Raw genomic sequence first — 21,489 nt, 5'->3', positions numbered from 1 at the left:
TGCATCACCGAAAGCTGGTGGTGGTGAGGGACACTCTCACCGAATGATGAGGAAAGTAGGGAACACCATGGACGCCATTCTCACGCTGCTCAAGACGCTGCTCAGCACCATGAGTGCCAAGTAAGTCGTATTGCTGATAGCGGGGGTTGCGTGCCCCGCGTTCTAATAACAGCGACAGGGTCGGCTCGTCGCGGCGAGCCGACCCTGTTTCGCTCTCGGAAATCGCGGACTAGATGCTGCCGCCCGCCGCGGACGGGGCCCCGGAAGTATCGCTCGGACCGCTCATTTCGCGGGCGATGAAATCCTCCAGGTCGAACAGGTTCGATCCGGCACGATCGGCGATGGTGAGCAGGGTTGTCATATTGGCGACCTCCTCCACCTGCTCCTTCAGGAACCACTGCATGAACTGTTCACCCAGGTAATCGCCCTCTTCGCGGGCCGTGCTCGCCAATTGGATGATCTGATCGGTGACGTTCTTTTCCTGCGCGAGGGCCAGCGCGATCGGTTCGCGAGCATTCTCGAAATGGGATTTCGCGGGGTCGATACCGGAAAGTTCGACGCTGATATCCCGATCGAGGAAGTACTGCACGATCATCATTGCGTGATTGCGCTCTTCGACCGCCTGTGCATAGAAACGCTTGGCCAGCTGTGGCAGATCCGCATTGTCGAACCACACCGCGATCGCGATGTATTGATGTTCGGCATTGAATTCATGCCGGATCTGGTCGTGGAGCAGGCCGTGGAATTTGCTGCGGGGGGACTCCGGATGGCTGGACATAGTTGCGACATTAGCGCTGGTCAGGCCGCGTGTCATCCAAGTGCAGCCTTATTGAGGCAAGTATTGCCTAATTAATTTCGGCGCGCGCCCGCCATTTTGGGTGCGGTCATGTCGGCGCGCTGTGTGGTGCGCAGCTCGCGCGAGATGAAGTCCTCGACATCGAACAGATCACCTGCCGCACGGTCGATCACCGTCAGCAACGTGGTCATCCCGGCGACATCCTCCACCTGTTCCCTGAGGAACCATTGGATGAACTGCTCGCCGAGATAGTCGCCTGCGGCACGGGCGGTCCGAGCCAGTTCGGAGATCTGCGCGTTGCGGGCGCGTTCGGATTCCAACAGGAAGACGACGGCCCCACGCGGCGATTCGAAGGTGGGTTGCACGTCATCCAGGCCGCCCACCTGTACCTCCAGATCGCGATCCAGGAGGTACTGCACCATGCGCAGGGCGTGCGAGCGGTGCTCGTCGGACTTGCTGTAGCTGTGTTTTGCCAACTGCGGCAGGCGATTCGAATCGAAGTAGACGGCGGCGGCCAGATACTGCTGCGCGGCGGTCAAGCCACGACGGATCTGGTCGCGCAGCAGGGCGGGGAAGGGCTCGTCTGCGTCGGTGTCCGGCATGGACCCGACGCTACCTCGTCAGCAGATCTTCCGGAATCGGTTGGTCCCTGGCGATGTCGTCGAAGAATTGGCCCGCCTTCTGCTTATCCCACAGCAGCACATTGCCACTGTCGGTATCGGTGAACCCGCCGATCGGAACGGTGGTCGCCACCGTATCGCCGCGCATTGCCCAGCCGAGCTGGCCGAGGTTCCAGATGTGATCGCCCTTATCGACCTTCAGCGATTTCGCGGTATCGCTGGCCAGCGGCCACAGTGTGAAGGGATTGGCCAGTGTGCCAGCGCTGGTCGCCTTCTTCAGCAGGGCGGCCATGAACAGGCGCTGGTGGTTCATCCGGTCGATATCGGCGAGGGCGGTCGCGCGGCTGCGCACGAAACCCAGCGCCTGCGGCCCATCCAGCGTCTGGCATCCCGCCTGCAGATCGACGCCAGCGAGCGGATCGTCGATGGCCTTCGGCACGCAGATATCGATGCCGCCGAGCGTATCGACGATGCCCGCGAATCCGCCGAAGCCGATCTGCGCGTAGTGATCGATGTGCACTCCGGTGGCGGTCTCGACGGTCTGCACCAGCAGTGGCGCGCCGCCGAAGGCGAAGGCGGCATTGAGCTTGTCCTTGCCGTGGCCCGGAATGCCCACGTAGGAATCGCGCGGCAGGCTGACCAGGGTGGTCGCGCCCGATTTCGGGATGTGCACCAGCATGATCGTGTCGGTGCGCTCGGGCCCGACCTCACCGCCGGTGGCGAGTGCCTGTTCCTGTTCGGGGGTCAGCCCGGCCCGGCCGTCGGAGCCGACGAGCAGCCAGTTGGTGCCGGGGGTATCGCCGACGCGGTCGGCGTAATTCGCGAGTGCGTCGATCCGATTGAGCGAACCGTCGAGTTTGACGATCGCGCCGACCACCGCGAGTACCAGCACCACCAACAGCACGAGGAACCAGCGGAACAGGTGCAGTTTGCGGCGGCGCGGCGGTCGCGGTTCGCGCTCCCGGCGCGACGGTGGCAACGAGGGCGGGGGCGGCGGTGGGGCCTCGCGACGCGAGCGCAGCTGCTGCGGATCCCGATACGGCTGCGGCTGCTGCGGCGGTGCGTAGCCGGGCACACCGCGGGGCTGGGGATCGCGGTACGGCTGCGGCTGCTGGGTCGGCGCGTGCGTCGGCGCGGGCCTGCGGGTCGGCGGTGGCATCCGTGCCGCGGCGGGCTCCGGTGGCACCTGGGAGTACGCCAGTGGTTGGGCGTGGTTCGACCCGTCGTGTCGGATCACTTTGGTGCGTTCGACGCGCCCGGGGTCGTGTCCCGGCGGGTGCGGGTCGCGACGACCCGGGGGCTGGCTGTGCGGATCGCGGCCCGGAGCCGGGTGGTGCGGTTCGCGTCGCTGCGGTGGCTTGGACGGCGCACCCGGGTTTCCGAAGGGTTGCGGCGCCCGCCGCGTCCGCTCGTAGCGCTGGGGGTCGTCGCCGTTCATCATTCAGACTTTACTTATCGTGGGCCGTCGGGGGGCTTGACGAGCGGCCGCTGGTTCGTTCGCTCGGATGAGCGCTCTTCGATAATTCGCCGCCCGGACCCGCGTATGTTACGGCAACCAGGAAACGTGACCGCGCAGCAATGTATAGCCGATATAGGCGACCGCATCAATGGTGGCGTGGGCCAAAACCAGCGGCCACAGCCGGTTCGTGCGCTGCCAGAACCGACCGAAGATCAAGCCCATCACCAGGTTCCCGAGCCCACCGCCCAAGCCCTGATACAGGTGATAACTGCCCCGCAGCAGCGCCGAGGCCAGCAGCGATCGGTTCTCCGACCAACCCAGCCTGTGCAGCCGGGTAATGAGATAGGCCACCACCACGATCTCCTCCGCCGCCGCATTCGCACACGCCGCCAGAATGAGCGCGGGCAACCGCCACCAGTGGTCACCGAGCGAACTCGGCACGATCGTCACGCTGAACCCCAGCGCATGTGCGGTCAGATACAACCCGAGCCCCGGCAACCCGATGACGGCCGCCAGCACCAGCCCCGGCGCCACATCGGAACGCCAATGAATCCGGGCCAACCCGATCATTCGTGGCCCGATTCCGCTGCGCCACAACAGATACAGCCCCAGGGCGGCCCATCCGCCCAAACGCAGTGCGCTGAGCAACTGGAACAGCAGATCGATGGTCGACTGCGCCGCTCGCGTGGGATTCAGCGCAACGGTCCGCCCGCCGACGCCACCCGGCGACAACGCACTGTCGAGCAGCGACAGCGCCGCATTGAGCCCACTCAGCCCAAAGGTCACGACCAGAACGACCAGGATCTCGAGCCGTATCCCCAGCCGCTCCCGATCGCTCACGGGCTCGTCCCGATCGGGACCGGTCTCTGCACGCATGCGTCCGAATCTATTGCCCATACCTTCTGCACGGGTGATGCGCGTGTCGGTTGCGGTCGACGCGCTGCTGGGCGTGCCCATGAGTGCCCGTCGACATGAACTGGCCGGTGCGCGCCGTTCGGATCAGCTGCGGCGCAGGCCGTTGAGGAAGGGGCAGCCTGCGAGGGTGCGGACGGCGCGGCTCAGGGATTCGATGTCATCGGCGGGGGTGTCGAAGGAGAGGCGGAAGTCATGGTCGCCGTCGTGGCCTTCGACGCGCAGGGTCAGGCCGTAGCGGTCGATGGCCAGTGGGTGCACGGTGCCGCGCTGCAGGCGGGGCGGCAGGTGGCGGGCGAGTTGGGCGACGATATCGGCGTGGTCGGCGTCCATATGCTGCAGCCAGGCCGATTCCAGGGCGCAGAACGGATCCGGTTGGGCCAGCCGGAGTTCGTCGACGCAGACGGATTCGGCGCCGGTGGAGTCGGCCACCACCGCGGAATTGATCACCACACGCAGCAGGGTCGAGGTGTACCCGACATCGAGCAGGTCGGGATGCGGATGATCCTTGGCCACCTCGGTGGCGAGCGCCCGCTGCGCCTGCGTCGGCACCGCCCGCACCCAGCCGCGCAGCCACACCAGCGCCCGAACCGGTTCCCGCAGCGGCAGCGGTGCGTGATCAGTGAGCTCGAGCACCGCAGGGGCGCCGCTCTCTCCTGAATTCCCGGCCAGCACCGCGGCCATGGATGCGGTCGGCACCGCTATCACAGCATCACCGCACTGCCGCACATGATGCACCGAGATCGCAGTCGGATCGATGCCCGGCATCGCCAGCACCGCCTGCTCCGCATGGGCACACGCACTCCGAACCCGCTCGGCGGTAGACGGTGCGACGGTCAGGTTTGGCATGCAGACCTCCAGGCATTTCAATTAGGTTACCCTAAGCTAAGTCACGTCTGAATTTTCCGCAACCGTTCCCGTCACCTGGATCCTGAGGATTCCCCGCACCTTTCGGCCGCACCGGTGCTGGCTCGCCAACGCCTGGGCCTGGTCGCCGCGCGCGACTGGTACCGGGCTGCCCGTGGGATCTCGATCCGTTTCAGCTATGCCGACTGTCGGCCAACTGCGTGCATCTCGCCAACTGCGGCGCCAGTGCCGGTTGCCATGAACAATCGCCACCGGTACCGACTCCTCCGCGTGGACGCGTACCGTCGACCGATCGCATGTTCTGCTGACTGCGGTGCGACAGCGTGCGACTGCCGGATGCGATGAGGTGCCGGTTGCCGCGGCCGGTCCGGAGCATCCGGCGACCACCATCGTGCCAAGGGTTCGGCGACCGGCGTGGTGCGGGTTCTCGGGGTGATCGGTGGATGTGGTGGTTAGGCGGATCCGGAGTTGTCGGGTGGACCCGAGGTGGTCGGGCAGACCCATGTCACCAGCGCGGTGACCGGCCGCGGCTACGGTGGGGGTATGGCGGATGGAGTGCAGGCGGCGCACGGAGTGGCGGGGGAGCCGGTGCTGCTTTCGTTGTCGGCGCCGACGCCCGCGCGGCGCAGTCTGGGCGAAGGGTTGGTGCGGGGGATCGGGGCCGGGGAGACCGGTGTTCGAATTCTCGATGCGGATGTGCCCGATGCCGTAGTGGCTGATTTTCTGGCCGAGATCGCACACTCTGATGGTGGCTTCATCGCGCGAACCGACGAGGGGCAGCGCGCCCTGGCTATCGTCGCGGGAACGGTTGCCGCGCTGTGCGGTGAGGATATCCGGGCGGCGCTGGCTCAGCCGGATATCGCCTTTCTGACCTCGTTGAAGCCGCCCGCGGTCGAGGCAGCGCGCAATGTATTGCTGGCGATCGAAACCGCTGCGCCCGACGATCTAGCTCGAACTCTGAGCATCCTCAGCACACGCAAGTAATCTCGTAACCGTGCCGCGTATCGCGTACTTCGGGCCGTCCGGAACCTTCACCGAGATGGCCCTCGCCAAACTCGAGTCCTCGCAACCCTTCGACGGACCGGTCGAGCGGATTGCCGCGCCCAGTCAAGGTGCGGCGCTCGACCTGATCCGGTCCGGCGATGTCGAGGGTGCTGTCGTGCCGATCGAGAGTTCGGTCGAGGGTTCCATCTCGGCGACGTTGGATTCGCTCGCCATCGGCCCGCGGCTGCAGATCATCGCAGAAACCGAACTCGAGGTGAGTTTCACGATCGTGGCCAGGCCCGGGACGACGCTCGCCGATGTCCGCACCCTGGCCGCCTATCCGGTGGCCGCGGCGCAGGTGCGGCAGTGGGTGGCGGGCACGCTGCCGAACGTCGAGCTGTACACCTCGGCGTCGAATGCGGCTGCCGCCGAGGATGTCGCGGCCGGGCGTGCCGACGCCGCGGTCTCCACCGCACTTGCCGGTGAGCGTCGGGGTCTGACGGCATTGGTGTCCGGCGTGGCCGACCACGAGCAGGCGATCACCCGTTTCGTACTGGTCACCAGCCCCAGGGTGGCACCGCCCGCGACCGGCACGGACCGCACGTCGATAGTGCTCGAACTACCCAACGAGCCGGGCTCACTGATGCGCGCGTTCGCCGAATTCGCCACCCGAGGCATCGACCTGACCAGAATCGAATCCCGGCCCACCCGAACGGGTTTGGGCGTCTACCGCTTCTATCTGGACTGTGTCGGGCACATCGATGACACCGCCGTTGCCGAGGCGCTCAAGGCACTGCACCGCACGGCGCGGATCCGTTTTCTGGGCTCCTGGCCAGCGACCTCGGCGACCGGAACCCCACCGCCCTCCGACGAGCCCGCCGCGGAGTGGCTCACCCAGCTGCGCAAGGGGGTGACCGACCTATGACAGGCAACCTGATTCTCGTCCGTCATGGCGAGACCGAAGGCAATGTCGCGAAAATCCTGGACACCCGGGTGCCCGGCCTGCCGCTGACCGAACGTGGTGCGGCCCAAGCGAAGACGTTCGGTTCGAGCCTCGCGAGACCGCCCAAGGCGCTGTTCTGCTCGGCGGCACTGCGCGCCAGACAGACCGCCGGGTATATCGAGGCGGCAACCGGTGTACCCGTCGAGGTCCTCGACAATGTCCACGAAGTGCAGGTCGGCGAACTGGAAGGCCAGCACACCGAGCAAGCGCACAGACAATTCCAACGGATCTACCGCGCCTGGCACGAGGGCGATCTGGCCGAACGAGTCCCCGGCGGCGAGTCCGGATACGACGTCCTCGCCCGCTTCCTCCCCATCATCGAAGACCTCCGCACCAAATACCTCACCGACGGCAGTGACGGCGACATCATGCTGGTCAACCACGGTGCCGCCATGCGCCTGGTCTCCCGCACCCTCAGCGGCGTAGCTCCCCCCTTCACCACCAACAACCACCTCGACAACACCGAAACCATCCAACTGCTCCCCCGCGCCATCGGCGGCTGGGAATGCACCCGCTGGGGCCGCTTCACCCCACCCTTCGGCTACGAAGTCGCCCCCACCGCCGACGACCCCATGGGCTGAACCCTCTCAACACGCTGAACGAGCTCCGGCCCTTGATCCACCGGCGCGAACTCAGATCAGTTCCACCACCACAAGATCAGCGCGGACCCATCGAAACCGCAGCCAACCAACCCAAATTCACCACCCCCACCTTCTCGACACCCCCGAGCCCTGCCCGTCCCCTGGACGGATGATCACCATGCGCTCATGCAGGCAAACGTCGAGAGCAGCCTGCATCAGCGCATTCTCGACGAATGCGTGATCGCGCTGGGGTGTGGCTTGGGGTTGTTCGGCGGTGGCGTCGAGACTAGTTCGCACCTGCGGGGCGATGGGTGTGCTCGGCGGCGCCTCGCTCGCCCACCTTGGCAGCGTCCTGCCCGACGGCGCCCCATACACCGTCCCCGGCTGGATCGGCACGCACGGCGAGTACGTTGCGATCGTCACCGGCCTGTACTCCCGCAAAGTTCGCAACCTGCGCCGTGACCCTCGAGTCGCGCTCTCCCTGACTGCAGCCGACGACCCGTTCCAGCCGATCATCATCCGGGGCCGCGTTATCGAGTGGGTCGAAGGCGACGCTGCCTGGACGATCGTCGACCAACTGGCTACCAAATACATCAGTTAGCCGTACTCGCGAGCCGAAGAGCGCGTCGTTGCGCTCATCCAACCCGACCAGCAGACGGTAGGCATCGAATGAGCGGTGTGCAGCGATTCGATCATGTCGGCTTCGTCGGAGACGATCTCGCGCTCGTGACGGCATTCTTCGTCGACCTCGGCTTCGAACGAAGTAATCCGATGCGACTCGAGGGCGAGTGGGCGGACCCGGTCGTCGGGCTCAATGGCGTACAGACGAAATGGTGACCGTCAACGCGCCGGACGGCAGCGGTCGACTCGAGCTGACCGAATACCACCGGCCCATGAATTCGGAAGCGGCACAAGGTCCGTCGGCGAACTGACTGGGGTTCCGGCGCATCGCCTACCTCGTCGACGATCTCGACGACATCGTCGAGCGCGAACCCTAGTTGTTGCGGGTCATGACGTTGTGGTCGCTGCGTTGGCTTGGCGCGGATCCGTTGTTAGCGTGATGGGGTGAGTTCTCTGGAGGCGTCCAGACGGTAGCCGCTCGGCCTGTGTGCCGGGCGGCGTTGTGAGCGTGGTTCCCGCTGGTCGCCGAGCGACTAGTGGTGTTCGGGTATCTCGCAACGCCGGACGATGTCGTTTTGCTGTCGGGTGACGGTTCGCCCGATTCTGCAACCATCTCGGGTGCCGCCATTGGGATTTGTGGCGCCCTGCCTCCGGGGAGTTGTCTGTTCATGCCCATTGTGGTGTTCGTGCTGGCTGTCGCTGTCTTCGCGCAGGGCACGTCCGAGTTCATGGTGTCGGGATTGCTGGAGCAGATCGCGGTCGATGTCGGGGTCTCGTTCGGTACTGCTGGTTTACTGACCTCGCTGTTCGCCGCCGGCATGGTGGTAGGGGCGCCGGTGATGGCGCTAATGGCGGGCCGGTTGCCGATCAGATATTCGGTGGCAGCGTTTCTGGGGCTTTTCTGTGTCGCTCATGTCATAGGTGCCGTGGCGACCGGGTTCACGGTACTGCTGATCACACGTGTCGTCGCGGCGGTGTCGAACGCTGGGTTCTTGGCGATCGTGCTGGCTGCGCTGCCGCGGTTGGTCGGCCCGGCGGCGGTTGGGCGTGCGACCTCGGTGGTGGTGTCCGGAGTGACGGTGGCCTGCATCGCCGGGGTCCCTGCGGGCACACTGCTGGGACAGGTCTGGGGATGGCGATCAGCGTTCTGGGCCGTTGCCCTCATCAGTGCGGCAGTGCTCGTGCCGGTCTGGGCGATGATCGGTCGCGGCGTGCATGAGGATGATCGTCCGGCCGCCTCAGGACCGATGTGGCGGGAATGGGCGGTGGCGGTTCGGGGGCCGGTCCTGGTTGCTGTGATGGCCGGGATTTTGGTCAACGCGGCAACGTTCGCCGGGTTCACCTATCTCGGCACGATCCCTGCGGGCATTCCCGGCGGCGGTCGGTGGGTTCCGGTCGTGCTGGCCGTGTTCGGAGTCGGCTCGTTCGCCGGTGTGACGCTGACCGGCCGCTACAGCGACCGTTACCGAGAACGGATCATCACTGCCGGAACGGTCGTCCTCGTTGGGTTCTGGGTGCTGACCGCGATGACCGCGCACGCCTTGGCCGGGGTGATGATCATGTCGACGGTGGCAGGTGCGGGTGCGTTCGGTGTCGGATCGGCGCTGATCGCGACGATCGTGCAGAACGCCGCGCCGACGGCGCCGCGTATCGCAGGTGCCTTGGCGACCACCGCTTTCAACACCGGTGCCGTTATCGGCCCCGCCACCGCCGGTCTCGTCGTCAACTACACCGGTCACACCACCACGGCGCTGTGGTGCAGCGCGGTCTTCACGACCATCGCGGTAAGTGTTGTTCTGGCAGGTCGCCGTCGGCTCGTCGCGGGCCCGGCCGAGCAGGTGCGCGCCGATGCACGCTAACGCACCGTTGTCGGTGGAAGGCCGGCGGCGACTCATCCAGCGGTGTCGGACTCGCCCGATCGCTCACGTCGCCGCCGAGATGGGTATCTCGCGGCAGTGCGCAAGCAAGTGGGTCAACCGCTTTCGCCGATACGGGGAACTCGGCTTGCTCGACCGATCCTCGGCGCCACGACGCCAACCCACCGCGACCGCCGCCGAGACCATCGTGCGGATCGAGCAGTTGCGGCGCGAACGCAAATGGTCGGCACGACGCATCGCCACCGAACTGACCGTCCAAGGTCTAACAGTGTCGGCGCGCACGGTGACCCGGCACCTAGCCCGGCTCGGACTGAACCGGCGCCGGTTCCTGGACCCGGGCGGTGACACCAACCGACAGCCACGCCGCATTCTCGCTCGCCGACCGGGCCACATGGTCCACGTCGACATCAAGAAAATGGGCCGCATCCCCGGCGGCGGCTGGCGCACGCACGGCAGAGGATCCGATCACGCCAAAGCCGTTGCCCGCACCAAGACGCGCGGCACCCGCACCGGCTACGTGTTCTTACACACCGCGGTCGACGGGTTCTCACGGCTGGCCTATACCGAGGCGCTGCCCGATGAGAAAGCGACCACCGCTGTCGGTTTCGTACTCCGGGCGCGGGCGTTCTTCGCCGCACACGGCATCGACCGGATCGAACGCATCGTCACCGACAACGGGTCTTGTTACCGAGCAAAGGATTTCGCGAAAGTACTACTCGGAGCTCGGCACCGGTGGATCACTCCCTACCCGCCGCGCCACAATGCCAAGGTCGAACGCCACAACCGGATCCTGGCCGAGGAATTCCGCTACGCCCACAAATGGACCAGCGAAACCAACGCACCGGCGTACTCGGGATCTGGAACACCCACTACACCTGCCATCGGCCACATTCGGCCGCCAGAAACCGGCCGCCTCCACACCGGCATCACCAACGTCACGGCCTCATACACCTAGGCCAACTTCGGATTCCTAGGAAACTCCGCACGCTCCGGCAGCGAATTGATCAAATCCAACAGCGCCGTCCGCAGCCTCGCGGTCGTTCCGCTGCTGAGCGACGTCCACTTCGTCCCGTCATCGGACACACTCGCGGTCGCGATGAATCGTCCACCGCGCGTGTTGAATACGGCGATGTGGTTGTCGGCGTAGTCCTTCGTGCCGTCGCCGTAGATAACGCCGACGATTTCGGTGTGCGAGTGGATCTGCACCATGGCCGAGGCCAGGACCTGCGCATCCCTTGGGGGGTTGCCGACCTTGGTCAGGCGGGCCGCGGTTGCCGCGGCATCACCCGCATCGTCGAAGATCGGGACGAGCTGTTCGGTAGGAGCATTCATACCGGTCAGTTCGAGCGCTTCGGCGGGGCCGAGTGCCGCGAGGATCGGCGCGGGCAGATCCTCTTCGACCTGGTCGATCACGTAGGAGTGCGGCCCGCGAAGGGCGACGGCCACGAGGTCATCGCCCTTCGCCAGACACATGCGACTCACTTGACCTTCGACGATCAGCCGCACCGCGACCACCCAGTGCGGGCGGTACAGCGCGCGCAGCCGGTCTTCGAGTTCGTGGTGGACGGCACCATCGATCAGGAGTTCCCGATCGCTGAGCGACTGGGCGGCCACGGCCATCGCGGCATCGTGATCGGTCACATTGTCGTAGCTCCCCATCGCTTGCAGCACGATGGGGAGCTCGTCGATCTCCAGTGTCTCCAGGACATACTGCATCTCGTCGAGCGACAGCACGACCGACGCGAGCGTGGACGGACCGCGGCCCGCACCCAGCACCGTCACTTAGCCGTCCCGGAGGCATCGGCACCGATGACCCCGTCGGCGGCATACCGGCCGTCGGCGAAGTGATCGGCGACCAGGTAATCCGGGGTCTTGTGCTCGGACTCATCGTCCTCATCCGAGTTAGTGCCGTGACCCATCAGCGGGCTGCTGGATGTCGACGCGCTGCGCACCGGCGCACTGTCGAGCCGAACCGAGACGTTCTCGGTCGCCGCCGCGGCGGGCGTACCACCGCTGGTCGCGCCTGCACCCCAGCCCTCGGGGATCTTGAGCGAACCGTTGTTGAGCGTGGCACCCGGCACCGACGATGCGGAACGAGTCGCGGTGGCGGCGCTGGCGACACCGCCGATTCCCATGGCGGCCATCGGCGCGACCGTGGTGGCCGCGGACGGCGCCGCCGCACCGGTAACGGCCGAGATCGCGCTCGCGCCGATATTTCCGGCCGTGGTGACACCGCCGGAGAGCACCCCGCCCGCGACATTGGCCGCCTGGGTCGCTGCGCTCACCACTGCCGGGTTCTGCACGAATGCGGATGCGGCGGCGAGCGCACCTTGCACCGGGTCGCCCCCGAAAGCCGCATCCGACGATTGGTCCGCGTCCGCGGTACCGGCGCCGTTGGCGATCGGCGGCGGGGTGATGAACTCGCCGGGCGTCACGACCATTGAGCTGGTCGCGGCCTCGTAGGTCTCCATGGTGAGCGCGGCCCGCAGATCGAGCGCCGCCTTGGCGGCCTCGGCGGCTTCCGAGGAGCCGTTGAGCACGCCGCCGGTGGAGTGCGCGGCGACCCGGGCGGCGTCCACGGCCGCGATCTCCGGCAGGCTCGGCATGGCGATCGAGGCGACGGTGTACGCGGTCGCGTTCGCTGCCGCCTTGGCACCCATCGTGGCGGCCATGACGCTCTGCTGTTCGGCCCATGCGGTGATGCCGCCGAGCCGGCTCAGTACAGCGAGACCGGTGACACCCTGCATGCCGACGCCGAGTTCGGCCATCACCCGGGCGACGGTCGCGGTGGCGTCCACCCACGCACCGGTCAGCGCGCCCCACGCGGTGGCGGCGGCCGAGATCGGAACGCCGTGCGCACCCGCGTTGAGGGCGATGGAATTTGCTTCTGCCAGGCGGGGCAGCCAGAACACCCCGGTAACACCTGCGGTCATGTCAGTAACTCCCCTTAATCCGTGATCGCAGCTCAGATGATGGTCGAGGCCTGGACGTTCATGACGCCCGCCTTCACGATGTCTTCGCCGATGTGCGTGGCGAGCTGACTGCGCAGCGTCGCGGCGGCGTGATGCAGCTCGAGTACGAGCTGGCCCACCGACTGGTCGTGCGTGATCGCCGCCTTGTTGAAATGCTGCGCGGCCAGCAGGGACACCTCGTCGATTCCGGAGGGAACGACATGGGTTGCCGGCGCGCTCAAAGCTTGTGCGGCGGCGAGCCTTTCGGCGAGCAGATCCAGCTCTCCCGCTGCGAGGAGGACGGCTTCGGGTGAGATGTTTACAAGGCCAACCATGGCTCGACTCCTTCTAGTGGCAACTACTGGGCGGAACCACGAGAATTCCCCCTACGAGTGATAGGACGCGACAGCCACGCGATCGGTTCCATCGAATCCCCACATTTCTATCCCGGTCTGTCTCAGCTGTTTCCGGTCCCACACAGCTGGGTAAAGACTAGCCCCATCCCAACTCATGCAACCGGTCTTCGTCAATGCCGAAATAGTGTGCAATCTCATGGATCACGGTGATCGCGACCTCCTCGACGACCTCACGTTCATCGCCGCAGATGTCCAAAATCGCTTCGCGATAGATGGTTACGGTGTCCGGCAGCGATCCGCCGTAGTGGCTGTCCCGCTCGGTCAGCGCGATTCCGTGATACAGGCCGAGCAGATGTGGATCCTCCGGATTGCGCGGTTCGATCAGCACGACCACATTGTCGATGGCACGGGTCAGCTCCGGCGGGATGAGATCGAGCGCATCGCCGACCAGCTCCTCGAACCGGTCCGCGGACATGGCGACCGACATCAGCGGGGCTGCGGTTGCGGCGGCAGCGGTGCCGCGCCGGGCAGCGGTGCCGGGGTCGAGCGCCCGGAGTTCGGCGGCGGGACCGGCGCCTGGCCATTGATCAGGATCTCGCCCTTCGCCGAGCCGGTGATCGGTGCGAAGCCCTCGCGGTCGGTGCCCTTGCCGATCATGCAGTCCAGCTTGTGGCTGCCCGACAGCCAGCTGCGGGCGTCGAGGTAATCGAAGAACAGTGTCAGCGTTTTATTGCGCACCGCGTCGGGGGAGCCGAGGTAGTCGTTGGCCGCGCGCCCGCATTCGTCCTCCATGAACTTGTCCTGGTCGTCCTTGGTGGGCGGGCCGCCGGGAAAGCGCTGGCCGAGGTCGACGGTGGAGACGATTTCGACGGCATGCGCCTGTGCGCAGTCCACCGGATCGGTGGGCAGATTCTGGTTGATGCCCAGGCAGGTACCCGGCTCGAAGACCTTCGACTGGTCGTGTTCGGCGGCGCTGCCGGTGATCGGCAGCGGGGTGCCGGTGCTGCCGGAGAACTGGAGCCCGCAGCGCAGCGTCCGGTCGCCGTGCTTCCAGCCGTCGGGGCTGGGGTACATCAGGCCGACGACATATCGGCCGCGCGGATCGAACCTGCCGCTCAAATATTGCGTCACCGCCGGGTTGCAGTGCTCTTCCTTGAGTTCGGTCAGCCGCAGCGAGTCCGGGAAGCGTGAGCCGGGACCGAATTCCACGCCGGGATATTTGGCCATATCGACATCGGCCGCGACCTCGAACAGATGCTTGTTCGAACAGGCGACCTTCACCAGATCGCTGCGATCCTGCTTGCTCCAGCTGAGGCAATCGCCCTTCGCCGCGGTGCCGAACTCCCGGTCCAGCGCCGTCTCGCCGGGTGAACCGGGGGTGTGCGCCTCCAGCCTCTTTTCATTGTCGTAGCCGGTGATGAACAGGCCGACCAGCGAGATGAGGACGGCACCCGCCGCCGCGGCGAGCAGCACCCAGCGCAGTTTCGGCGCGGACAGATGCAGTTTGCCGTCGGCGACCGCGTCGCGGTCGATGATCACCGACTGCGGGAACGATTCCGCACGCGACGACTCGCCCGAGCGCGGCTCGAGTTCACGCGGGTCCTGGGGCAGATCATCAGCAGACATCGCGATCCATCATGTCAGCGTCTGATCTCGGGTGCCACGACCTGGTCGGATCGATTCGAAGCGCCCCGGTAGTGGCTATGCGAGGTGCGTCATCCGCGGAATGCGGACAGGAACAGACCCGGCAGCCGCGCCGGATTTGCGGTCGCGTAGAACTCCGTCAGCTTGCGCCCCGTTGCGGCCGCGGTGGCATTGGTGACGAACCACGGCGGCTTCGGCGACAGCGCCATTTCCCCGCGCAGCAGTGACCGCGGCGACGGCCGGAACGGTCCGCGCACCACCGTGCGCTCCACATCATCGAGCAGAAAAGCGTTGTGCACCACGCCGATTCCGCTCTGCACGTCATCGAGCGTGTGGCCGGGATAGGCACCCCAGGAGGCGCGCGGGGCCAAAAAGGCCAGTGCGGTCCAGGCATTGACCGCAATGGCCCCGTAGCGCAGCCGCTCGATGGCGCGGTCGAAGGCGATGCCGAGCCGTTTGATAGTGCTCGGGTGTGCGATCACGTTGACACCGAGTGTGCCGATCACCTCGTCATTGGCGAAATCGACCGCATGCTGCAGGAATTCGCTGCCGGTATGTGGCAGTTCGACGACACCAAGGACCGGTGAGAAGTACTCGGTGCGCAGCAGCGGCGTTTCGGTCCGCGGCAGATTCTCGACGAGGACGCGCCCGTGATCCGGCCCGAGCCGCTCGGCCTCCGGATACGAATCCAGCGCCCCGGCGACCCGATCGTCACTGCCCGGGTAGTAGGCCCGGCGCTGCGGCGCCCGCTCGATCGCGGTACGCAACTCCGCGAGGAACCTGTCCTTCTGCGGCCAATCCGAACTGACCACCACCGCCTGGGTGGCGACGCAGTTGTAGCCGCCATTGTGCAGCCGCTGGGTCGCGACGTGTTCGGCTTGGAAGCGCAGGTCGGCGTCGTCCCATTCGCCCGGCACCACGATCGTCGGCGATACCCCGCCGAGTTCGCTGGTGATCGGCTTGTCCAGCAGCGGCCGTCCGTCGGCCTTGCCGTCCGGGCCCCAGACGATCGCGTCGTGGGTGCGCATGCTGCCGGTCATATGGACATGCGTGATATCGGGGTGATGCACCAGATACCCGCCCGCCTCGGCGCCACCGGTCAGTATGCGCAGCACACCGAGCTCGAGCAGCGGCGCGAAGACCATTTCGTACACCGTGAACAGCGGGTCGGTGATCGGATTCAGCTTGAGCGCGACCACCCGGTTGTGGGCGTAGAGCTCGTAGAGCACATCCAGGGGCGGTATGGAGGTGATATTGCCCGCGCCGAGCACCGCGCCGACGCCCCCGGTCGCGGTCGGATCGAGCTGGCCGAGTCCGGCGCGGCTGCGCGCGGTATCGGCATCGACGCCGGGGCGCAGCCATACTTCGCCGTGAAAACCGCTCAGCAGCAGCCGGTCGTAGAGATCGAGCGGCAGAATCGGCACCGCGACCCGCTCGCCGGGCGCCTCGGCCAGCGCGACCCCGTCCAGCGGACTGCGCCCCTGCTCCAGCGCCGATAGCGTGGCCGACAGCGCGGCGGTGGCCTGCAGCAGCGTCATCGGACCCGACATCCATTCCTCGCCGACCAGCGGCGAGTCCGGATGCAGCCCCTTGATGGTGCGCGCGGCCCGCACCCACTCGTGCGAGAAGCGGCCGGTGCGGGTGTGGATATCGTCGAGAAGTTCGCGGCGGTGACGCAGCGGGGTATGCGCCCACGTCTTCTCGCCCGCGACCAGATCGGCCACTGCGTTATCAATCGCGGTTTCGTCGAAAGTTGTGCCCACAAACCAACTATGCGCGCGTACACCCCCGCACGGTCCGCATCCTGGGATATCGGCGTGAAACCGCAATACCGCGACCATTAGGCTGGTCACCCATGATCGACCTCCGATTCCTGCGGGACAACCCCGACGCAGTCCGCGCCTCGCAGCGCGCCCGCGGCGAAGACCCCGCCCTCGTCGACACGCTGCTCGAGGCGGACGCGGCGCGGCGTGCGGCGGTGGCCACCGCCGATAACCTGCGCGCCGAGCACAAGGCGATGGGCAAGTTGATCGGCAAGGCGAAGCCGGAGGAGCGGTCCATCCTGCTCGAACAGGCGCAGGAGATGTCGGCGAAGGTCAAGGAGGCCGAGGCCGCCCAGCATGCCGCCGACGCCGATATGGACGCCGCGCACCGGGCCATTTCGAATGTGGTCCAGGAGGGTGCGCCCGCGGGCGGCGAGGACGACTACATCGTGCTCGAGACCATCGGCACGCCAAGGGAATTCGATTTCGAGCCGAAGGACCATGTGGAGCTCGGCGAATCGCTCGGTCTGTTCGATATGGAACGCGGCGCGAAGGTGTCGGGCGCGCGCTTCTACTTCATGACCGGTTACGGCGCGCTGCTGCAGCTCGGTCTGTTGCAGCTGGCCGCCCAGAAGGCGGTGGCCAACGGGTTCACCATGATGATTCCGCCGGTGCTGGTGCGCCCGGAGATCATGGCGGGTACCGGCTTCCTCGGTCAGCATTCGGCCGAGGTCTACCACCTCGAGGAGGACGAGCTGTACCTGGTCGGCACCTCGGAGGTGCCGCTGGCGGGCTACCACTCGGACGAGATCCTCGACCTCAGCGACGGCCCGAAGCGCTATGCGGGTTGGTCGTCGTGCTTCCGGCGCGAGGCGGGCAGCTACGGCAAGGACACCCGCGGCATCATCCGCGTGCACCAGTTCGACAAGGTCGAGATGTTCGTCTTTACCACGCCGGATGAGGCCGCGGCCGAACACAAGCGCCTGCTCGCCTGGGAGCAGGACATGCTCGCCGCCGTCGAGGTGCCTTACCGGATCATCGATGTCGCCGCCGGTGACCTCGGCAGTTCGGCCGCCCGCAAATTCGACTGCGAGGCCTGGGTGCCCACCCAGCAGACCTACCGCGAACTCACCTCGACCTCGAACTGCACCACCTTCCAGGCCCGCCGCTTGGCCGTGCGCTATCGCGACGAGAACGGAAAACCGCAGATCGCAGCCACTTTGAACGGTACGCTCGCGACCACGCGCTGGATCGTGGCAATCCTGGAAAACAATCAGCAGGCCGACGGTTCGGTGCGGGTGCCCGCCGCGCTGGTGCCATTCGTCGGCACCGAGGTGCTGAGACCGTCGAAGTAGATGGGCCGAAAATGCCCATCCCACATTGCCTAGAGGTAAATAGCTGGTGGTTCGCCATGCCGGATTCGCGTGATGTGGCAACCGGCAGGAATTGTTATGTCTAGGCTATTCACCGTGCGAGGAATCGGGTCTCGCGGCGATACCCGAACCCGGGTGCGGGCCGCGTCTGCGCTGGCGACGGCTATGGTCATGTCCCGGACCACCGGGGCCTTCTATGTAATGGGGGGTGCGCTCGGCCTGCTGATCACGGGAATTGCCCCGGGCAGCGAAGGCAATCGGGCGCTGGTGGGTACCGCCGCTGCGGTGGCGCTGCTGCTCGGACTCAGCCTGCTCGGCTGGGGTCCGCGGCTGCCGCATGGGATTCACCACGGCTATGTCGCGATCGCGACGGTATTGGTGACGATCGCGATCTACGCCTTCCCGAATACCGTCGGCGCGATCGGTCTCGCCTCGTTCTATGTATTCGTCGCCTGTGATGCCGCGCTGTTCTTCGCATGGCCGCAGGCGTTCGCGCATATAGCCTTCGCAATGGCCATGTGCCTGTGGGTAATGCCGTCGCGGCCGATCCATCCCGCATTGCCGTGGTGGTCGGGGTTGATTCCGGCGGGCGTGACCTTCGGAGTGGGCGTGGTGGTCGGCATTCTGACCCGCATGGCCTCCGAGGCCGATATCGATGTGCTCACCGGATTGCTCAATCGGCGCGGTTTCGACCGGGCGTTGAACAGCGCGATCGAAACAGCCACCCGCACCGGACAGGGACTGGCGCTGGTACTCGTCGATCTCGACCGCTTCCAGAAGATCAACGATCACCTCGGCCATCGCGCGGGCGATGCGGTGCTGCAGCGGGTCGCCAATACCTGGTCGAAGTTGCTCGCGCCGGATCAGCGACTGGCTCGCTACGGTGGTGACGCCTTCGCGCTGTTGATGCCGAATACCACCGAGCAGGCGGCGATTCTGCTGACCGAGCAGTTGCGGGCATCGGTGACCACCGGATGTTCCGCCGGTGTCACCTCATGGCAGCCGGGGGAGTCGGGATCGCTGCTGGTGAGCCGGGCGGATGTCGGTCTGTATCGGGCCAAGCAGGCGGGGCGCAACCGCACGGTGCTGGAGTCGTCGCGGCAGCTGCCATTGGCGGTCGAACTGCGCGAGGCGATCGACCGCGGCGCACTCGATGTGCACTATCAGCCGATCGTCAGCCTCACCGAGGGCGGCGGCAAGGCGGTCGGTGTGGAGGCGCTGCTGCGCTGGTCGTCGAGTGCGCAGCCGGATGTCACCACCGAGGGACTGATCCGGGTCGCCGAGGAGTACGACCTCATCGCCGATCTGGACGAGTTGGTCTTGCGCCGGGCCTGCGCTGACGCGGCCCGGCTGCAGGAGACCTTCGCGGAATTGGATCTGACGCTGAATGTGAACGTCAGCGGCCTGGAACTGGCCGAGACCGGTTACGCGGATCGCGTCGCGGGGATTCTGGCGAGTACCGGGTGGCCCGCCGACCAGCTGGTACTCGAGGTGACCGAGAGCGAGCTGGCCGCCGAATCCCAGACGGCCATCAGCAATCTGCACACGCTGCGCGAGCGCGGTGTTCGCATTGCCATCGACGATTTCGGCACCGGGTACTCCTCGCTGAGTCGTCTGGCCACACTGCCCAGTGACATCCTCAAGGTCGACCAGTCCTTTGTCGCCGCGATCCGCTCGGATTCACCAGCACCGCCGCTGCTCGGCGTGATCGCCGCGCTCAGCAGCGCACTGGATCTGCAGGTCATTGCGGAGGGGGTGGAGACCGAATACCAGGCCGCGGTGCTCACCGAACTCGGTTTCGCGCTGGCCCAGGGGTACCACTACAGCGATTCACATCCGGTTTCGGAACTGATCACCGATCTGAATGAGCACCAGGGGCGGGTTGGGCCTGGGGTCAGTGATCGAGAACTCGGTGATGGGGATTTGCATGCGGCCAATGGGTGGCTGCCCCTCGGTTGAGTTGGGAACGTGATGGATGTGCGGTATGTCCGGTGGGTGAGCCTTTCCGGCGCGGGAAAATCGCTTGACGGGATGCCGTCGGGTGACCGAGCATCACAGCATGCGTTTGCTCTTCTACGGCAGTTGAACCGCTGAGTCGCTGCGCGCACGGCTGACGGGGCGCACCGACGAATACGGTATTCGCGGGCTCACGGTACGAGCGGTCCTGTTCAAAGGCATCGGTGAGCTGATTCCGCTGTATGCGCTGTACGCGGTGCTATTCGCTGATCACGGACTGAGTACCGGGCAGATCTCGTCACTGCTGGCGATCTGGTCGGCGACGGCGTTCCTGCTCGAGGTGCCCTCCGGTGCCTGGGCCGATACGGTCTCGCGGCGTGGCCTGCTGGTCTCCAGCGGTGTGCTGCTGACCGCCGGTTTCACCTTGTGGACCGTGTTGCCGACCTATCTGGGCTTCGCGCTCGGCTTCCTGCTCTGGGGTACTTCGGGTGCGCTCGTTTCGGGAACCTTCGAGGCGTTGCTCTACGACGAACTCGTGGCGCACGGTGCGCGGCAGGCATATCCACAGCTCATCGGATATGCCAGGGCCGCATCGGAGGCGGCGATCGTCATTGCGATCGTTGCCGCGACGCCGCTCTACGTTTGGGGTGGCTATCCGCTGCTGGGTTGGTCCAGCGTGCTGTTCGCGGCGGTGCACACGCTGATCGCGTTATCGCTGCCGAGTGCGCCGAAGGCGGTTTCCGCGGCCGCTGTCGAGGAGTTGGAAGATGATGCGGTCGCGGGTGATTCGTCATCGGGGCAGCAGCCAGCTGGTGGTACTCGGGTGGCGGCTGATGTGACCGCCGCTGCGCGACGGGCGCGGGTGCTCGGCCCCGCTGGGCAGTCGGACGAGGACGGCTCGATCAACTCATCCATCGCACGCCAACGAGCGGACAGCGCCGACCCTGCGACATCGATCGGTCCGGTGGCGCGCAAGTCGACACTGCCTCGGCTGATCCCCACTGAGCACGAAGGTTGTGACGATCGTGCGCCAGCGGCAGCTGGTGGAACTGCCACATCGGATTGCGACGAGTCTGTATCCAGACCATTCGTGACATACCTGAGCATGCTGCGAACCGGCGTCGGGGAGGCGATTCGGGTGCGTGCCGTGCGCAATGGCGTCATGCTCGGCGCGCTGTTGTTCGGAATCACCGCATTCGACGAGTACTTCGCCCTGCTGGCCGCGGAAGTGGGTGTCGCAACCGCCATCGTGCCGCTACTGGTAGGGATAACGGTGCTCGGCTCACTGATCGGCTCCGTGCTCGCCGGTCGCACCGAAGCGATATCGGCGCGGACCATGGCCCGCGCGGTCGGCATCGCCGGTGTGCTGTTCGTCGGCGGCGCGCTGATCTCGGGCCTCGCCGTCCGCTGGCCCGCCGCGGTGTACGTACTCGCGGTGCTCGGCTTCACCGCGATCGGCGCGTCCTACGGCATCATCTACAACGCAACCGTCGTAGCAGGCGCCCGCCTCCAGGACGCAATCGAAGGCCCCGCCCGCGCCACAGTAACCTCGGTATCCGGCCTGGCCTCCGAGGTAGTAGCCCTGGCAGTCTTCGGCTTCACCGCCGTAGCCACCCTATGGTTCTCGATGTCCACCACAGTGGCCCTACTGGGCACCCTCCTTCTGGCCATAGCCCTCCTAACCCCCTCCTGGCTACCCCAACGCCCCAATTGACCCACTACCGAG

Annotated in this window: 20 protein-coding genes and 1 pseudogene; 10 read left to right on the top strand and 11 right to left on the bottom strand. The window is 66.2% G+C overall.

All coding sequences use genetic code 11. The features are described 5' to 3' along the window. Positions 1–229: 229 nt before the first annotated feature. The 5 genes from ABZ293_RS13550 to ABZ293_RS13530 all read right to left on the bottom strand — a co-directional run bounded on the left by ABZ293_RS13550 (position 230) and on the right by ABZ293_RS13530 (position 4,636). The gene (locus ABZ293_RS13550; RefSeq protein WP_354958657.1) at positions 230–778 is read right to left on the bottom strand and encodes a ferritin; all 549 of its coding nucleotides are present in this window, start codon (positions 776–778) and stop codon (positions 230–232) included. Positions 779–849: 71 nt separating this feature from the next. Beyond that, positions 850–1,398, bottom strand: a complete 549-nt coding sequence (locus ABZ293_RS13545) for a ferritin (RefSeq protein ID WP_354958658.1) — start codon at positions 1,396–1,398, stop codon at positions 850–852. 10 nt (positions 1,399–1,408) lie between these two features. Beyond that, positions 1,409–2,857, bottom strand: a complete 1,449-nt coding sequence (locus ABZ293_RS13540) for an LCP family protein (protein ID WP_355180307.1) — start codon at positions 2,855–2,857, stop codon at positions 1,409–1,411. A gap of 105 nt (positions 2,858–2,962) precedes the next feature. Next, positions 2,963–3,751: a CPBP family intramembrane glutamic endopeptidase gene (locus ABZ293_RS13535; protein WP_355180305.1), complete on the bottom strand. Its 789-nt coding sequence runs from the start codon at positions 3,749–3,751 to the stop codon at positions 2,963–2,965. A 123-nt stretch (positions 3,752–3,874) separates the two neighbouring features. Continuing rightward, positions 3,875–4,636: a DUF2470 domain-containing protein gene (locus ABZ293_RS13530; RefSeq protein ID WP_355180303.1), complete on the bottom strand. Its 762-nt coding sequence runs from the start codon at positions 4,634–4,636 to the stop codon at positions 3,875–3,877. A 486-nt stretch (positions 4,637–5,122) separates the two neighbouring features. On the opposite strand from ABZ293_RS13530, the gene ABZ293_RS13525 reads away from it, so the two are divergent. The 7 genes and pseudogenes from ABZ293_RS13525 to ABZ293_RS13495 all read left to right on the top strand — a co-directional run. Then, complete coding sequence (locus ABZ293_RS13525; RefSeq protein WP_355180301.1) at positions 5,123–5,638, top strand: hypothetical protein; 516 nt, start codon at positions 5,123–5,125, stop codon at positions 5,636–5,638. Positions 5,639–5,648: 10 nt separating this feature from the next. Then, entirely contained in the window at positions 5,649–6,563 is a 915-nt protein-coding gene (gene pheA, locus ABZ293_RS13520; protein ID WP_355180299.1) for a prephenate dehydratase, read from the top strand. Then, the gene (locus tag ABZ293_RS13515) at positions 6,560–7,222 is read left to right on the top strand and encodes a histidine phosphatase family protein (protein ID WP_355180297.1); all 663 of its coding nucleotides are present in this window, start codon (positions 6,560–6,562) and stop codon (positions 7,220–7,222) included. The genes pheA and ABZ293_RS13515 overlap by 4 nt, the downstream gene beginning before the upstream one ends. Before the next feature lie 307 nt (positions 7,223–7,529). Further along, entirely contained in the window at positions 7,530–7,823 is a 294-nt protein-coding gene (locus ABZ293_RS13510) for a pyridoxamine 5'-phosphate oxidase family protein (RefSeq protein ID WP_355180295.1), read from the top strand. A gap of 68 nt (positions 7,824–7,891) precedes the next feature. Continuing rightward, complete coding sequence (locus ABZ293_RS13505; RefSeq protein ID WP_355180293.1) at positions 7,892–8,059, top strand: hypothetical protein; 168 nt, start codon at positions 7,892–7,894, stop codon at positions 8,057–8,059. 452 nt (positions 8,060–8,511) lie between these two features. Continuing rightward, on the top strand, positions 8,512–9,702 hold the full coding sequence (locus ABZ293_RS13500) for a Cmx/CmrA family chloramphenicol efflux MFS transporter (protein ID WP_355180291.1): 1,191 nt from the start codon (positions 8,512–8,514) through the stop codon (positions 9,700–9,702). Next, positions 9,692–10,635: pseudogene (locus ABZ293_RS13495) on the top strand (IS481 family transposase); the annotation flags it as partial. The gene ABZ293_RS13500 and the pseudogene ABZ293_RS13495, both read left to right, overlap by 11 nt. 36 nt (positions 10,636–10,671) lie before the next feature. On the opposite strand, the gene ABZ293_RS13490 reads toward ABZ293_RS13495, so the two are convergent. The 6 genes from ABZ293_RS13490 to ABZ293_RS13465 form a co-directional block, all read right to left on the bottom strand. Then, a complete protein-coding gene (locus tag ABZ293_RS13490; RefSeq protein WP_355180289.1) occupies positions 10,672–11,502 on the bottom strand; it encodes an ESX secretion-associated protein EspG in 831 nt (276 codons plus the stop codon). After that, positions 11,499–12,653, bottom strand: a complete 1,155-nt coding sequence (locus ABZ293_RS13485) for a PPE domain-containing protein (protein WP_355180288.1) — start codon at positions 12,651–12,653, stop codon at positions 11,499–11,501. The genes ABZ293_RS13490 and ABZ293_RS13485 overlap by 4 nt, the downstream gene beginning before the upstream one ends. 32 nt (positions 12,654–12,685) lie before the next feature. Next, positions 12,686–13,006, bottom strand: coding sequence for a PE family protein (locus ABZ293_RS13480; protein WP_355180286.1), 321 nt, complete (start codon positions 13,004–13,006; stop codon positions 12,686–12,688). 157 nt (positions 13,007–13,163) lie between these two features. Then, positions 13,164–13,514, bottom strand: a complete 351-nt coding sequence (locus tag ABZ293_RS13475) for a metallopeptidase family protein (protein ID WP_354961496.1) — start codon at positions 13,512–13,514, stop codon at positions 13,164–13,166. Then, positions 13,514–14,653, bottom strand: coding sequence for a septum formation family protein (locus tag ABZ293_RS13470; protein ID WP_355180284.1), 1,140 nt, complete (start codon positions 14,651–14,653; stop codon positions 13,514–13,516). Before ABZ293_RS13470 ends, ABZ293_RS13475 begins: the two co-directional genes overlap by 1 nt. Positions 14,654–14,742: 89 nt before the next feature. Then, positions 14,743–16,434: an aldehyde dehydrogenase family protein gene (locus ABZ293_RS13465; protein ID WP_355180282.1), complete on the bottom strand. Its 1,692-nt coding sequence runs from the start codon at positions 16,432–16,434 to the stop codon at positions 14,743–14,745. A 92-nt stretch (positions 16,435–16,526) separates the two neighbouring features. On the opposite strand from ABZ293_RS13465, the gene serS reads away from it, so the two are divergent. The 3 genes from serS (at position 16,527) to ABZ293_RS13450 (ending at position 21,477) form a co-directional block, all read left to right on the top strand. Continuing rightward, the gene (gene serS, locus ABZ293_RS13460) at positions 16,527–17,789 is read left to right on the top strand and encodes a serine--tRNA ligase (RefSeq protein WP_355180280.1); all 1,263 of its coding nucleotides are present in this window, start codon (positions 16,527–16,529) and stop codon (positions 17,787–17,789) included. Positions 17,790–17,978: 189 nt separating this feature from the next. Then, on the top strand, positions 17,979–19,766 hold the full coding sequence (locus ABZ293_RS13455) for a bifunctional diguanylate cyclase/phosphodiesterase (RefSeq protein WP_355180278.1): 1,788 nt from the start codon (positions 17,979–17,981) through the stop codon (positions 19,764–19,766). A gap of 139 nt (positions 19,767–19,905) precedes the next feature. Next, positions 19,906–21,477: an MFS transporter gene (locus ABZ293_RS13450; protein WP_355180378.1), complete on the top strand. Its 1,572-nt coding sequence runs from the start codon at positions 19,906–19,908 to the stop codon at positions 21,475–21,477. The last annotated feature ends 12 nt before the right edge of the window (positions 21,478–21,489 follow it).

Origin of the sequence: Nocardia sp. NPDC005998, assembly GCF_040614395.1 — a bacterium.
In the GTDB taxonomy this organism is placed as follows: Bacteria; Actinomycetota; Actinomycetes; order Mycobacteriales; family Mycobacteriaceae; genus Nocardia.
The sequence above is the reverse complement of the archived record's forward strand: the minus strand, read 5'-3'. Positions and strand labels throughout refer to the sequence as shown.